The organism is Bacillus sp. TH30 (genome assembly GCF_016650875.1).
Lineage (GTDB): Bacteria > Bacillota > Bacilli > Bacillales > Bacillaceae_G > Bacillus_A > Bacillus_A mycoides.
The window spans coordinates 1,537,563-1,551,745 of record NZ_JAEKEY010000002.1 but is presented as its reverse complement, the minus strand read 5'-3'; the positions used below and the strand labels follow the sequence as shown (position 1 = coordinate 1,551,745).

At 37.0% G+C, this 14,183-nt stretch carries 12 protein-coding genes and 1 pseudogene; 7 read left to right on the top strand and 6 right to left on the bottom strand.

Annotated elements, in window-relative coordinates; genetic code table 11:
• The first annotated feature begins 79 nt into the window (after positions 1-79).
• The gene (locus JFU20_RS10170; RefSeq protein WP_002166223.1) at positions 80-1,894 is read left to right on the top strand and encodes an acyltransferase family protein; all 1,815 of its coding nucleotides are present in this window, start codon (positions 80-82) and stop codon (positions 1,892-1,894) included.
• 231 nt (positions 1,895-2,125) lie between these two features.
• On the opposite strand, the gene JFU20_RS10165 is transcribed toward JFU20_RS10170, so the two are convergent.
• Positions 2,126-2,833 carry an IS6 family transposase gene (locus JFU20_RS10165; RefSeq protein ID WP_002166222.1) on the bottom strand — a complete coding sequence of 236 codons (708 nt, stop codon included), beginning with the start codon at positions 2,831-2,833 and terminating at the stop codon, positions 2,126-2,128.
• 652 nt (positions 2,834-3,485) lie between these two features.
• On the opposite strand from JFU20_RS10165, the gene JFU20_RS10160 reads away from it, so the two are divergent.
• Entirely contained in the window at positions 3,486-5,870 is a 2,385-nt protein-coding gene (locus JFU20_RS10160; RefSeq protein ID WP_201038587.1) for an immune inhibitor A domain-containing protein, read from the top strand.
• 243 nt (positions 5,871-6,113) lie between these two features.
• Here JFU20_RS10160 and JFU20_RS10155 read toward each other — a convergent pair whose 3' ends face one another.
• Together JFU20_RS10155 and JFU20_RS10150 are read right to left on the bottom strand one after the other, a co-directional pair.
• Positions 6,114-6,944, bottom strand: a complete 831-nt coding sequence (locus tag JFU20_RS10155) for a VanW family protein (RefSeq protein WP_002166221.1) — start codon at positions 6,942-6,944, stop codon at positions 6,114-6,116.
• Positions 6,945-7,390: 446 nt separating this feature from the next.
• Positions 7,391-7,921 carry a cysteine hydrolase family protein gene (locus JFU20_RS10150; protein WP_002011048.1) on the bottom strand — a complete coding sequence of 177 codons (531 nt, stop codon included), beginning with the start codon at positions 7,919-7,921 and terminating at the stop codon, positions 7,391-7,393.
• A 110-nt stretch (positions 7,922-8,031) separates the two neighbouring features.
• Between JFU20_RS10150 and JFU20_RS10145 the strand changes: the two genes are divergently transcribed.
• Entirely contained in the window at positions 8,032-8,172 is a 141-nt protein-coding gene (locus JFU20_RS10145; RefSeq protein ID WP_002011050.1) for a hypothetical protein, read from the top strand.
• Between the two features lie 65 nt (positions 8,173-8,237).
• On the opposite strand, the gene JFU20_RS10140 is transcribed toward JFU20_RS10145, so the two are convergent.
• On the bottom strand, positions 8,238-8,444 hold the full coding sequence (locus JFU20_RS10140) for a hypothetical protein (protein WP_002011051.1): 207 nt from the start codon (positions 8,442-8,444) through the stop codon (positions 8,238-8,240).
• 384 nt (positions 8,445-8,828) lie between these two features.
• Between JFU20_RS10140 and JFU20_RS10135 the strand changes: the two genes are divergently transcribed.
• From JFU20_RS10135 to JFU20_RS10125, 3 genes are all read left to right on the top strand, one after another.
• Positions 8,829-10,565, top strand: coding sequence for an S-layer homology domain-containing protein (locus tag JFU20_RS10135; protein ID WP_201038586.1), 1,737 nt, complete (start codon positions 8,829-8,831; stop codon positions 10,563-10,565).
• A 140-nt stretch (positions 10,566-10,705) separates the two neighbouring features.
• Positions 10,706-11,020, top strand: coding sequence for a PadR family transcriptional regulator (locus JFU20_RS10130; protein WP_001078071.1), 315 nt, complete (start codon positions 10,706-10,708; stop codon positions 11,018-11,020).
• Between the two features lie 16 nt (positions 11,021-11,036).
• The gene (locus JFU20_RS10125; RefSeq protein WP_002125711.1) at positions 11,037-11,648 is read left to right on the top strand and encodes a DUF2812 domain-containing protein; all 612 of its coding nucleotides are present in this window, start codon (positions 11,037-11,039) and stop codon (positions 11,646-11,648) included.
• Between the two features lie 113 nt (positions 11,649-11,761).
• On the opposite strand, the pseudogene JFU20_RS10120 reads toward JFU20_RS10125, so the two are convergent.
• A pseudogene (locus JFU20_RS10120) lies at positions 11,762-12,076 on the bottom strand (Tn3 family transposase); the annotation flags it as partial.
• A 105-nt stretch (positions 12,077-12,181) separates the two neighbouring features.
• Here JFU20_RS10120 and gad point away from each other — a divergent pair.
• A complete protein-coding gene (gene gad / locus JFU20_RS10115) occupies positions 12,182-13,651 on the top strand; it encodes a glutamate decarboxylase (RefSeq protein WP_002166219.1) in 1,470 nt (489 codons plus the stop codon).
• 146 nt (positions 13,652-13,797) lie between these two features.
• Here the strand turns inward: gad and JFU20_RS10110 are convergent, their stop codons facing one another.
• Entirely contained in the window at positions 13,798-13,899 is a 102-nt protein-coding gene (locus tag JFU20_RS10110) for a YjcZ family sporulation protein (protein ID WP_000505688.1), read from the bottom strand.
• Positions 13,900-14,183 lie beyond the last annotated feature (284 nt).

Here is a 14,183-nt window from a genome sequence, read left to right as displayed (position 1 = left end):
TTAGAGAGAATGAAATTAATAGGTTTTTATAGTAAAAGTATTTGCGTAATTTTCAGATGAATATAGGGGGTGACTGTGAATGCCCGAACCATTAAAGAAAAATAGTCGCTATATGGTTGGATTGGACAGTCTAAGGGGCCTAGCCATACTAGGTGTCATTTTGTATCATATCAATTTTAATTGGATGCCCGGTGGATTTTTAGGTGTCACTGTATTCTTTGTACTTTCCGGTTATTTAATTACAGATATTCTGGCTATAGAATGGAAGAATAATAAGAGAATTGACCTGAAGAAATTCTGGCTCAGTAGGGCAAGGAGATTACTTCCTGGAATGCTTATCATGCTCATCGTCACCTTAGCATGGATTACAATTTTTCATAGTTCTTTACTTGTAAAAATGCGAGGAGACTCACTAGCTGCTTTATTATATTTTAGTAATTGGTGGTATATTTATCATAAATTATCTTATTTTGATAGCTTTAGTCAGCTTTCCCCGCTAAATCACTTTTGGTCGTTAGCTGTTGAGGAACAATTTTATGTGGTCTGGCCATTCGTTATTAGTTTGGGGTTTTATTACATAAAAAAACAATCACGCATGATCTTATTTATTTGTCTAGGAGCGATTGCTTCCGCTTTAGCAATGGCAATCCTATATGAGCCAGGCTCTGACCCGAGTAGAATTTATTACGGTACTGATACACGGGCTTTTTCTTTACTAATTGGAGCGGCACTTGCCTTAATTTGGCCAAGCAGTAGGCTTGCGAATAAAATTATTCCGCAAGCACGTCTAATTCTTGATGTCATTGGGGGACTTGCTCTTATCATCATTCTCATTATGTTTTGGAAGACGAATCAATATGAGCCGTTTCTATACCGTGGGGGAATGGTTCTTTTATCACTGGCTACTGCCTTGTTAGTCGCTAACCTCGCTCATCCGGCTAGCAGAATCGCACAATTTTTGAGATTTAGACCACTGCGTTGGATGGGGGTACGATCATATGGGATATATCTTTGGCATTATCCGATTATTACATTGACGACTCCGAAGGTAAATGCTGGGGAGTTTTCGTCTACAAGAGCAATTCTTCAATTTCTTCTTATTATAATTGTTGCACAAATTTCGTGGAAGTTTATTGAAAATCCAATACGAAAAGGCGCATTGAAGAATATTCGGATTAAGAACTTGAAAATAAGAAACTTAACTTTAAGTGGTAAGTTAGCTTTAATATGTGCAGTATGCATTTCTTCGATAGCTACTTTTGGATTAACAACAGCTAGTAAAGAAAAGGAGAATCCTCAAAAAGAAAAGGTGGAAGCAGTGCAAGAAGAACAGGCTAAACATCCAGTTGCAGTTTGGGAAAAACCAGCCGATGAACCACCTCAAAATAAAGAAGAACAAAAAGAAGAGAATCCCGCACAGCCTAAAGATCCTCTAACAGTTACAGCTGTAGGAGACTCAATCATGATTGATATTGCTCCATATTTAAAAAGTGCTTTTCCTAATATTAGGATTGACGCGAAAATAGGAAGGCAAATGTCACAGGCAATCTCTGCTGTGGAACAGCTAAAGAATGAGGGGAACTTAGGAAGTCATGTCATTATTGGATTAGGTACAAATGGAGCCTTTACCAAGGAGCAATTAGCATCATTAATTGAAGTAATCGGGAATGAACGTAAAATTATATTAATCAATACGAGGGTACCACGTCCGTGGGAATCGCTGGTGAATGAGAAGTTAAAAGAAGCAGCAGCATCTTACAAAAATGTGGTGTTAGTTGATTGGTATTCAGCAAGTGCTGGAAATAAGGCGTACTTTGAACCAGATGGCGTACATTTAACGAAAACAGGTGCAGAAGCATATGCTGCTCTTGTAGCAAAAGAAGTGAATCAATAGGGGTACGGAAACGACTCTGGCGCAAAGATTTACAAACATAAACGTGGCTCAAGGGCATATGGCTTGAATTTAAATTAGTAATGCATTTATAGGAAAAGGTGAAGGAACATATTGGTCCTTCACCTTTTTTATTTTTTATAAAAAGATTTCAAACCTTTTAGTTTTTGGGGTTCTGGTGCAAAGATTGTATTTATTTGAAAGAGGTATATAGATGCCTAATGGAATCTATTCTTATGCAGCCATTCCGAATAGTTGATGAATAAACTTCACTTCATTTTGGACAGACTTGTCCCGTAAAATAAGTTGGCCTTTTTTAATGATATGCATCGCTTCTATTCCTGAAAGAATAGATTTAGCTGTACGAAAAGATTTCAATCCTAGCATTGAACGAACTCTCTTTTTAATAAAACGATGATCTTGCTCTACAATGTTATTAAGGTATTTTACCTGCCTTATTTGGATGCCTACAGGCATCTTTTTCTCTGTCTTCAACTCTTCAATCGCTATAGGATAGGCCGGGTTTTTGTCCACTGTAATCACACGGGGCTTTGAAACATAAAAAGACTGCAAAGCTTTCTTGAAAAAACGCTTTGCAGCCCTATGATCTCTTGTTTTGCTTAAATGAAAATCAATTGTATTTCCTTTCGAATCAACAGCACGATATAGGTACATCCATTGACCTTTGACTTTCACATACGTCTCATCGACTCGCCAAGAATCATTGGTTGACTTAAGATGACGTCGTACTCGCTTATCTAATTTGGGACCATATTGATGAACCCATCGCATGATAGTTGTATGAGCAAGGGAGAGCCCGCGTTCTTCCATCATTTCGACTAAATCACGAAAACTGAGGTTATACTGTAGGTACCATCTCACGGTTAATAAAATAATATCCGGTTGATAATGTTTCCACTTGAATAGATTTTTCTTTTCCATACCAATCACATCCTTTTTTAGAGTACTAGTATCAGTATGTCCAAGTTTAGGAGGTTACTTACAAGCGTTTTGGAGTGTTTGCACCAGAACCAAATTAAGTGTGATAGAGTGATAGATTGAAAGGAAAAAACTTTTTCAATAATCTTCTGATAATTCAAAGGGTAATTAGAATATAAATAGAAAAGGAATTCAATAGGATTCCTTAGGTGGTAATCATTTATTTACTGCCAAAAAATAAGTGAATCGAGCCAATATGACTATTGCACTTAAAATAAATAACAGCTTTTTTGTAAAGTGAATTTGCATAAACTGATTCAGAATCTTATAAGAATCCATATGAAAAGTATTCATACAAATAACAAACAGTCCAAGTTGCAATGAGAAACTTGGACTGTTTGTTATTTCCTTTCCTTTCCTAGCACTACTCTATCGCCATCAAAACAAAAGAACGAGTGATTCCACTTTATGGTTATGTGCAAAACATAAACTAGTAGAAGGTTTGTATTTTTTTATCTTATGTATCCCACCCTGCACAAAAAAATATTTCTCAACATTTAATTGTTGAAAAACATTGAATATTCTCTATAAAGAGAATATTATGTTGCTATCGGCAAAAAAAACGATAATTCGCAGACACTGGGGAGGAAATGCATTGAAAAAGAATAAGAAGTTAAAACCATTATCAGTTTTAGCAACAGCGGCAGTACTAAGTAGTAGTTTTGCTTTTGGAAGTCATGCGGCGTATGCTGATTCGCCATCATCTCTACCAATAGATGAGCATTTAATACCGGAGGAGCGTTTGGCAGAAGCGCTAAAACAACGGGGCGTAATTGATCAATCTGCATCACAAGCTGAGACGTCAAAGGCTGTCGAAAAATATGTTGAGAAAAAGAAAGGGGAAAACCCTGGTAAAGAAATCTTGACAGGAGATAGTCTTACGCAAGAAGCTTCTGATTTTCTGAAAAAAGTAAAAGATGCAAAAATGAAGGAAAATGAACAGGCGCAACAGCCAACAGTAGGGCCAGTAGCTGGACAAGGTGCAGGATTGAATTCTAGTAAATTAAATGGAAAAGTACCTACTGCACCAGCGAAGCAAGAAGAGTACAACGGTGCTGTTCGAAAGGATAAAGTACTTGTTTTACTTGTAGAATTTAGCGATTTTAAGCATAACAATATTGATCAAGAGCCAGGATACATGTATTCTAAGGACTTCAATCGTGAACATTATCAAAAAATGTTATTTGGTAATGAACCATTTACGTTATTTGATGGATCGAAGATTAACACATTTAAACAATATTATGAAGAACAATCTGGCGGCAGCTACACAGTGGATGGAACTGTAACGGAATGGCTTACTGTTCCAGGAAAAGCTTCAGATTATGGTGCGGATGCAGGTACTGGCCATGATAACAAAGGTCCTTTAGGGCCGCGTGATCTTGTGAAAGAAGCATTAAAAGCAGCGGTAGCAAAAGGAATTAACTTAGCTGATTATGACCAATTTGATCAATACGATCAAAATGGTGATGGAAATAAAAACGAGCCAGATGGCATTATTGATCATTTAATGGTTGTACATGCTGGCGTTGGTCAAGAAGCTGGCGGCGGTAAATTGAAAGATGATGCGATTTGGTCTCATCGTTCAAAACTTGGATCAAAACCATATGCGATTGATGGCACAAAATCTTCTGTTTCGAATTGGGGCGGAAAGATGGCTGCATACGATTATACAATCGAGCCTGAGGACGGAGCAGTTGGTGTGTTTGCGCATGAGTATGGTCATGATTTAGGATTACCAGATGAATACGATACGAAGTACTCAGGACAAGGTGAACCTGTTGAGTCATGGTCTATTATGAGTGGCGGCAGCTGGGCTGGAAAAATTGCAGGAACAGAGCCAACAAGTTTCTCACCACAAAATAAAGAGTTTTTCCAAAAGAATATGAATGGCAACTGGGCGAATATCGTTGAGGTAGATTATGATAAACTTCGCACGGGAGTCGGTGTTGCAACATATTTAGATCAAAGTGTTACAAAATCAAAACGACCAGGAATCGTTCGTGTTAACTTACCAGACAAAGATATTAAAAATATCGAGTCAGCATTTGGTAAGAAGTTTTATTACAGCACAAAAGGAAATGATATTCATACAACACTTGAGACACCAGTATTTGACTTAACAAATGCCAAGGATGCTAAGTTCGATTATAAGGCATTCTATGAACTTGAAGCGAAGTATGATTTCCTTGACGTATATGCGATTGCAGAAGATGGAACGAAGACACGTATTGATAGAATGGGCGAAAAAGATGTAAAAGGCGGCGTGGATACAACTGATGGTAAGTGGGTTGATAAATCATACGATTTAAGCCAATTCAAAGGGAAAAAAGTAAAACTGCAATTTGAGTATTTAACAGATATTGCAGTAGCTTATAAAGGATTTGCGTTAGATAATGCTGCATTAACTGTAGATGGCAAAGTTGTTTTCTCAGATGATGCAGAAGGCGGGCCAGCAATGACGTTAAAAGGATTTACTGTATCTAACGGATTGGAACAGAAAAAAAATAACTACTACGTAGAGTGGAGAAATTACGCTGGTTCTGACACGGCGTTAAAACATGCGCGTGGTCCAGTCTTTAATACAGGAATGGTTGTATGGTATGCGGATCAAAGCTTTACAGATAACTGGGTAGGTGTTCATCCAGGTGAAGGATTCTTAGGAGTAGTAGATTCTCATCCAGAGGCAATCGTAGGTACATTAAACGGACAACCGACTGTGAAGAGCAGTACGCGTTATCAAATTGCCGATGCTGCATTCTCATTTGATCAAACGCCAGCATGGAGAGTAGATTCGCCAACTCGCGGTATCTTTGACTATAAAGGATTACCGGGCGTTGCAAAATTTGATGATTCTAAGCAGTACATCAACAGCGCTATTCCAGATGCAGGACGTAAGTTGCCGAAACTAGGGTTGAAGTTTGAAGTAGTAGGTCAAGCTGAAGACAAATCTGCAGGTGCAGTTTGGATTCATCGATAGAATAAGGTGAAACTATGAGAGCTGTCCATAAGTTGGTGAAACTGACTTATGGACAGCTCTATTTTTATTGTGGAAACGAGGCAGTTTAGTTTAGGAACCAGTTTGTTGGAAAGGAAGATATAAAATTCATTTTCAATAAAAACGAAAAAGTTATGTTACAAAAAGGAATGGGCCTATTAATTATATGAAGAAAGGCATGTATTGTGTTATTAGACAAAAATACTTGATACACGAATGTTACCGTCACTCGCTTTCCTCATTATTATAAGCTAATAGTGGTTCGTACATCATTATAGCGTGATTCTCCGTTACATAGTGGTCTTCTATAAACTGTTTCTGTTGATTATATACTCTACGTTGAATAACATTATGTCGTATATAACCACCCCAGTATGCAGATTGGATTGAGTGTTCTTTTTCATATACTTCATATTGATAAAGCTGCGGATGGGTAACTCTCCATTCACCGACTAAATGCTTATCTGTAATATAAAGGTGAAGTTGATACGATTGGTCCGTTTCATTTTTGATTTGTAAATCCAAATAGTTATAAGAACAAGTTGCGCCGCTTCCAAATGGTTGGGTCCGCTTGGAATCAGGAAAGACATCAAAACTATGACGATATCGCTCTGTTACTGTCAATGGTGTATGTAAGGTCATCCAATATATTAAATTTGAAAGCTGACAAAGCCCTCCTCCAATGCCTGCTTGAAAAGATCCATAGTGTAGTATCATGCCCTCTACATACCCTTTTCTCCTCGTAGGCTTACCTATTAAACGCCAGTAAGAGAATGTTTCTCCCGGTCTAATGACGATACCATTTAGTTGTTTAATAGCAATCTTCAAATTAACAACTTTATTTTGTTGATACCACATATCTACATCTTTGAGCTTACGAAGTAGTATCGTTCGGTGCTGAATCGCTGTATAGGGTAACTTTTCTTGTTGAAACGTTTTTGCATATGTTTTTCCGTCTGCTAACCACTGAATGTACCTCTTTGTAGAGTAATACCATGTCCCTAGTAGAATGCGATACTTAGACCGCTGTTTAGGACGTAAGTTCACTAAATTCATTTTATTTCCTCTCTCCATCAATAAGTTGTACTTTTTTTAGCTGCATAATAATTAACATAAATAGATAAAAGACGCAAAAGAACAGGATAATTAATCTAATGGGGACTTTATTTTTTCCATTTTTAAATTGCTTATAGTGATGTGAAAATCCGCTTCAATACGATAAATTCAAATAACACATTATAAATATAAAGGACAATCTTAAATAAAAAATAATGAAAATTAAAGAAATTCTAAAGTATTAATATGTTTTTACTAAATATTGATTGATAATAAGTTGTTTTTTGAGACTTTACTAGGTTCTGTTGCAATGCTTCGTAGCAAATAAAAAGTTAAGTTAATTACAATGAAAGATTATGCAACTCTTAGTAATTACTGTAATTCATTGTACGTCGAAAAACCGCAGTCTAGTCCCTGACTGCGGTTTCGTTTATATAGAGATAGAATCAAAATTCTATACTTTCGGAATTTTTTACACGGGCAAACCATTGACCTATTATCTCGTTATGATGCTCAATAATTTGAGACGCCGATAATAATGTAGAGTTATATGTACTATGTCCATTCTTTACAAGAGTAACGTCATATCCTAAGCTGTATGCACGCCGGCATGTTGCATCTATGCAAATTTCAGATTGAATTCCTGCTATAACAACTCGTTTTATATTTCTCATTTCCAGCTCTTGTTGAAGACTCGTTTTATGAAAAGAATCCGGATGATTCTTTTCAAGAACGACATCTCCTGTTGCTGGAGTAATTGATTTATGAATTTCCCATCCAGGTGTCCCTTGTCTAAGCGAAGAACCAGACTTCCCATTAAACTTCATATAAAAAATAGGGGCTGAAGCAGAACGGGCTTTAGAAATCAATAATTGAATGACTCTTAATAATTCCGTTCTATTATATAGGACTTTTCTCTCCTCAAATGAACCTACCTGTACATCAATAATAAGGAATGCTGTACAGCTTTTCATCATAAATACCCTCCTAATACTTGGTTCAAAAATACAAAAGTGAAATATATGCAAACTACAATGCTATGCATATTTAATGTATCCAAAAGTTCCAAAGAATATTGCATGGAGGTATGAAGTGGATTCCAATAATTGTATCTATTCTTTTTCTAGAATCTGTTATTAAACCTGAAATCAAATATATAATTATTGGTGCAGCTATAATTGCTATTCTAGCCAATGTTGTTGCCGGAACGAAGCGTCTCTTTAAATAAATCGACTTCAAATTAATATCCAAGACACTCAAAAGTATAAATAATTTAAGTGTCTTGGAAATATTTTATCCTTTAAATATTTCTGGTTTTTCCACTCTGAATGATTTCACCTCACCGCACTCTAAACAGAATGTTGTTAATAGTTTAGAACGGTCTCCTGCTTTAAAGAGCGAACTAGACGTATCTTCACAAACATATGCATGATAAGCAAATCCAACTTTCCCCTCTTTAAATTTAGTAGAACCGCAATTATCACATCTCTTATTTTTCATAGTACTAACACCTCTTTAGGTTGATATTTATTTTGGTGTGTTTTTCTATTGTAAAATACATTTCTCCATCTCCTTTACAAATAGAAGTAAATTAACTTGGTTATAAATAGTGTTTTCGACATGATACACCATGTCCCTTTGTAAAACTTTGTGAAATATGCTGCGGAGGGCTGTCTGTATGTTATATTTCCTTTTTATTTATATATTCGCAAGTAAAATAGCATGATATCAGTATGAATCCCTATAGTAATATGAATTTTTGCATATTTTGAAATTCAGTATATCCTCCGAAAAGTTTTAATTGTATAATGTGTTTTGTCATATTCTTTTAGATTTTTCGACAAAAAATAACAAAAAATAGAAGACGTATTGGGAGAAGGCATTATGTACACAAAACTATTAAAATCAATTACATCATTATCACTAATAGGTGGTGCTTTATTATATACAAATGGCAGTGATGTGAAAGCTGCTGAAGCGGGCGTTTTTTCTGATGTGCCTACATCGCATTGGTCGTATCCTGCGATTAAAGATTTAGCGAGCAAAAATATTATTTCAGGCTATGGAAATGGAAAGTTTGGTTTTGGTGATGTTGCGACGAGGGAGCAAGTTGCAGCTTTAATTTATCGTGTGTTAGTACCGAATAAGCAAGGCGGTACGTTTAGTAATGATGGTGCTCGTTATGTATTACAAGATAGGTCTACTTTAAATAATCCGTATCGTGATATTCGCTCAGGTTCTACAATGTTTTCGGAAGAGGTTTTAACGTTAACGAAATTGGGGATTTTTAAAGGTGATGGAAATGGCGGTTTTAGACCGAAAGATTCTGTTAGCCGCGCAGAAATGGCGCAAATTATTAAAAATGCGTTCCAAGTTTCAGCTAAACAAAAACATACATTTAATGATGTTCCAAATGGATTTTGGGCAGAAAATGCGATTAGTGCGGTGCAGTCAAACGGGATTGCATCTGGTACAGGAGACGGGAAATTTGAACCAGCTAAAACGGTAACGCGTGAACAGTATGCACAGTTTTTATATAATGCATTGAAATATAAAAAGCCTGAGGTTGCGGTGCAAGATACAGGAGATGCGGCATTATTAGCAGCATTCAAAAATGAAGTACAAACGCGTATTAATACGTATGAAACGAATATTACACTTCCATATAAAACGAAAAATAGTAATACAGAAGAAGTGATGAATACACTTTTCACCGCATATAAAGAAGTCGCAAGTAAAAATGAGTATACAAATTATAATAGATCGAATGTTTCATACTCACTATCTGGATCGCCAGGGAATTATACGTTTACGCTAAATATTACATATCGTGAAACGAAAGAACAAACAGAATATGTGATGAAACAAGCGAAAGCGATCGTTTCTTCTATTATTCAAGTCGGGATGGATGATCATGAAAAAGTGAAGGCGATTCATGATTATGTTGTAAAACATGTTTCTTACGATACGTCTTATAAAGCCTATACAGCATATGAGGCACTCGCGAATCGTTCTGCCGTTTGCCAAGGTTACACACTATTAACCTATCAATTATTAAAAGAAGCTGGAATTGAGAATCATTTTGTAGTAGGAACTGGAGACGGTCAGCCTCATGCTTGGAACTTAGTGAAAATCGATAACAAATGGTACCATATTGATACAACATTTGATGATCCAGTGCCAGATGTACAAGGCCGCGTAACGTATTCTTATTTCAACTTATCAGATGAGCAAATCGCAAGAAATCATGAGTGGAACCACGGGGATTATCCGCAAGCTACAACAAACTATTATAGTACATTAACAAATAAAATTGCGGTGGGTGGTACGAAAGCCCCTGCATATCAGCAAATATTAAAAGATACAAAGTTAAATTATTTAGGAAATGAATATATTGCAAATAACTATAATGAATTCAAAAATAAAATGCAGCAACGTTATAGCACAAAGTCAGCAAAGATTGAAATCCTTTATAAACAATCAATGGATGGCGCATTGCAAGATGTGAAAAAAGTAATTGGAGAAATCGGTTATCCGCAAGGAGCGAACCGTGTTTCTTATAAAGCTGAGCCGTATAATGCGAAAGAAGGATATTCTTTAGTGACGATTACGTTTATGTAAAAAAGCAACCTAGATCCTATGAGATCTAGGTTGTTTTTTTGTACCTAAATTTGACATATACAGTTAGACTGTATAAAATAAAACTATACAGTTCAACTATATAGTTTAGCTATATATTAATCGTTACACTGGAGGTCTTTATGAATAGAGATAAAAATTTACCATTAACGGAAACAACGTATTACGTTCTTTTAGCTTTATTAGAGCCAGCTCATGGATATTTAATTATGCAAAAGGTGGAGGAACTGAGTAATCATCAAGTGAAAATCGCGGCGGGTACATTGTATGGTGCGGTTGAAAATTTATTAAAGCAACAATTAATAGAATCGGTAAAAAGTGAAGATAAACGAAGAAAAGTGTATGTCATTACGGAACGCGGGAAGGAAGTATTGCACTTAGACTTTATGAGAATGCAGCACATTATTGGGGTTACAAAAAGCTTATTAAATGTATAGTTAGGGGGAAGCGAAGATGTGGAGATTGAAATTCTTTTTGGACTTTGAGAAAGAGGAAAAATGGTTAGAAGAGATGGCTTGGAAAGGCTATCAACTAGAAAGTAATACATTTGGTTATAAATTTAAAATCGCAGAACCAGAGGATGCGACAATTAAAATAGATTATAGAATATTTTATAGACGAAGTGATTTTATTAATTATTGTACGTTATTTGAAGATAGCGGCTGGAAGCATATAGCCGGTAAATGGTGGGCAGGCACGCAATATTTTAAAAAGATAGATGAGGAAAGTGAAGATGACATTTTTTCAGATCAAATGTCACGAGCAGGGAAGTATAAACGTTTATCTAAGACATTTTTAGAATTAGCAATATGTTATTTTCCTCTATTAATGCTATTTATGTTTAATAATACAATTGATTTAGGAGTGATGTTAAATCCGAAAGGTCTATACTATACACCAGGATTATGGGATATGCACGGCGCAGCATTTTTAGGATCATTTTTATTTGAAACACCATTTGCATTAATGAGGGGCATTTCATGGTTGTTTATCCCAGCTGCGATTGGTATGTTTTTCTTTTTCTCATATAAAGCAAATCGATTGTATGAAGAGAGAAAATACTAGGAGGACCCCCTTAAAGCTGATGCTTTGAGGGGGATTCTTTTGAATTTGTAAATGGTGTACTTGGTTAGCTTGATGGGCATGGGGTAGAGTCAGGAAAATGCGGATTTACAACACTAAGAAAGTTTCAATGGTCTTAGAGAATCTAATGAGACCACTTTCTCTGAATTAAAATGGTATTCTCCTAGTAAATTGATATGTTCCCCACCTAAAGGTGACATATGATGCAATAAGTCCTCATTAAAACTACCTATCCGTTTTTGATATTTAACTGCTTTTGTTAGATGTAAAGTATTCCAGATACTGATGGCATTGATAATTATGTTTAAGGAACTGGCCCTTTGCAATTGATGCTGTATGGTTTGTTCCCTAAGCTCACCTTGTTTTCCGAAGAAAATAGTTCTTGCAAGTCCATTCATGGCTTCTTCTTTAATTCGAATGGTGGCAGCACCTTTTATTAGAATTGTCCATTTGGTGTAACAACTGCTTTTTTGTAAATAATATGTTTGTTAAACAATTAATTAAGGGGGACTTGTATGCCACAGGATCGAAAAGAAAAAGTTCAAAACGATGCATACGAAGGAAAAGAGATCATGCCAGATAATCCACAATATCTACCGCGTCATGTGCAAATGGAGCTGCCTCACGAATTTTCTGTAAATCCTCTGTTTGCCCGCGAAGGAGAATCAGTCGTTCCGCGCTTTCACATGCCTGATGAAGGCATGTTACCAGAAACAGCGTATCAAATCGTCCATGATGAAATTGCTCTTGATGGCAATGCACGCTTGAATCTTGCAACATTCGTTAGCACATGGATGGAGCCTGCCGCAGAGCACTTATATGCCAAATCATTCGACAAGAACATGATTGACAAGGATGAATATCCACAGACAGCCGAAATTGAGGAGCGGTGTGTCCGCATTTTAGCAAACCTCTGGCATTCGCCCACCCCCCTTACGACTATGGGCGTTTCAACAACTGGATCGTCGGAAGCATGTATGCTCGGGGGGCTTGCGTTAAAAAGACGCTGGCAAAATGCACGCAAAAGCGAAGGGAAGCCGGTGGATCGGCCCAATATTGTGTTTAGTTCTGCTGTTCAAGTCGTGTGGGAAAAATTCGCGAACTATTGGGAGGTTGAACCACGCTATGTGAAGGTTAGCCCAGAGCATCCCCGATTGGATCCTCAGGGGGTCCTCGCTGCCGTGGATGAAAATACGATTGGTGTGGTACCGATTCTCGGTGAGACTTATACCGGGATTTACGAACCGGTTGCCGCCATTGCGAAAGCGTTGGACGATTTGCAGGAGAGGACGGGCCTCGACATTCCCATGCATGTGGATGCGGCTTCGGGGGGATTTATAGCACCGTTTCTTCAGCCAGATTTAGTCTGGGATTTTCAATTACCGAGGGTGAAGTCCATTAATGTATCCGGACATAAATATGGATTAGTCTACCCTGGATTGGGTTGGATAATTTGGCGGGAAGCTGAAGATCTCCCTGAGGATCTAATCTTCCGCGTCTCCTATTTGGGCGGGAACATGCCGACTTTTGCCCTGAATTTCTCTCGTCCTGGCGCACAAGTGCTCCTGCAATATTACAATTACCTGCGTTTGGGGAAAAGTGGGTACTATGATGTCCAAAGGGCTTCTCAGAAAGTCGCTCTTTTTCTTAGCAAGGCGATTCAGAAGATGGAACCGTTCGAACTTTTGTCCGATGGTTCGGATATTCCGGTTTTCGCTTGGCGATTGAAAGATGGTTACACATTAAACTGGAATCTTTATGATTTATCTCGACAATTGCGTGTGTTCGGCTGGCAAGTACCCGCCTATCCATTGCCTCCAGATATGGAAGCGGTGACGATTATGCGCGTTGTGGTTCGAAATGGATTTTCCATGGATCTCGCGCATTTATTTTTGAGGAACCTCAAACAGACCGTTGCCTTTCTGGATTCCCTGGACGGGCCTATGCCACATGATACGAAATGTGATAATGGGTTTCATCACTAAATGAAAAAAGCCTAATTTCTTCATATTTAATTGAGAAATTAGGCTTTTTAATATTGAAATTTCCTTAACGTTGTAAATCAGCATTTTTCTGACGCACCCCATAAAGAAAAGACACCCATATATGAGTGTCTTTTCTAATAGTTTGTTTAGCAGAAGCAGCTAGCTCCAACTATGATTAATAAAATAAATAATACAACTAATAAAGCAAAGCCACCGCCACAACTACTACAACTACCACCAAAGCCCATAATAGTTCTTCCTCCTTTAGATAAGAGGAGAAAACAAGGTGTCACTCAAGTATCCCCCAAAACGAAAAAAACGAGCTGAATTCACATAAATAATTGTAGAGAGATAAAAATTTCGTTCTGGGGGTACTATAAAATTTTAGCTTGATGGCGGATGGGGTACTACCCCAAATAACAATAAAATCCTTAGGAAATTAATATAGTTTTTTAAAAATAGAGATGATATGATGGATAATCATACCATTTTTTCACTTCATGTATGATTTTACAGTATAATACCTCTATAT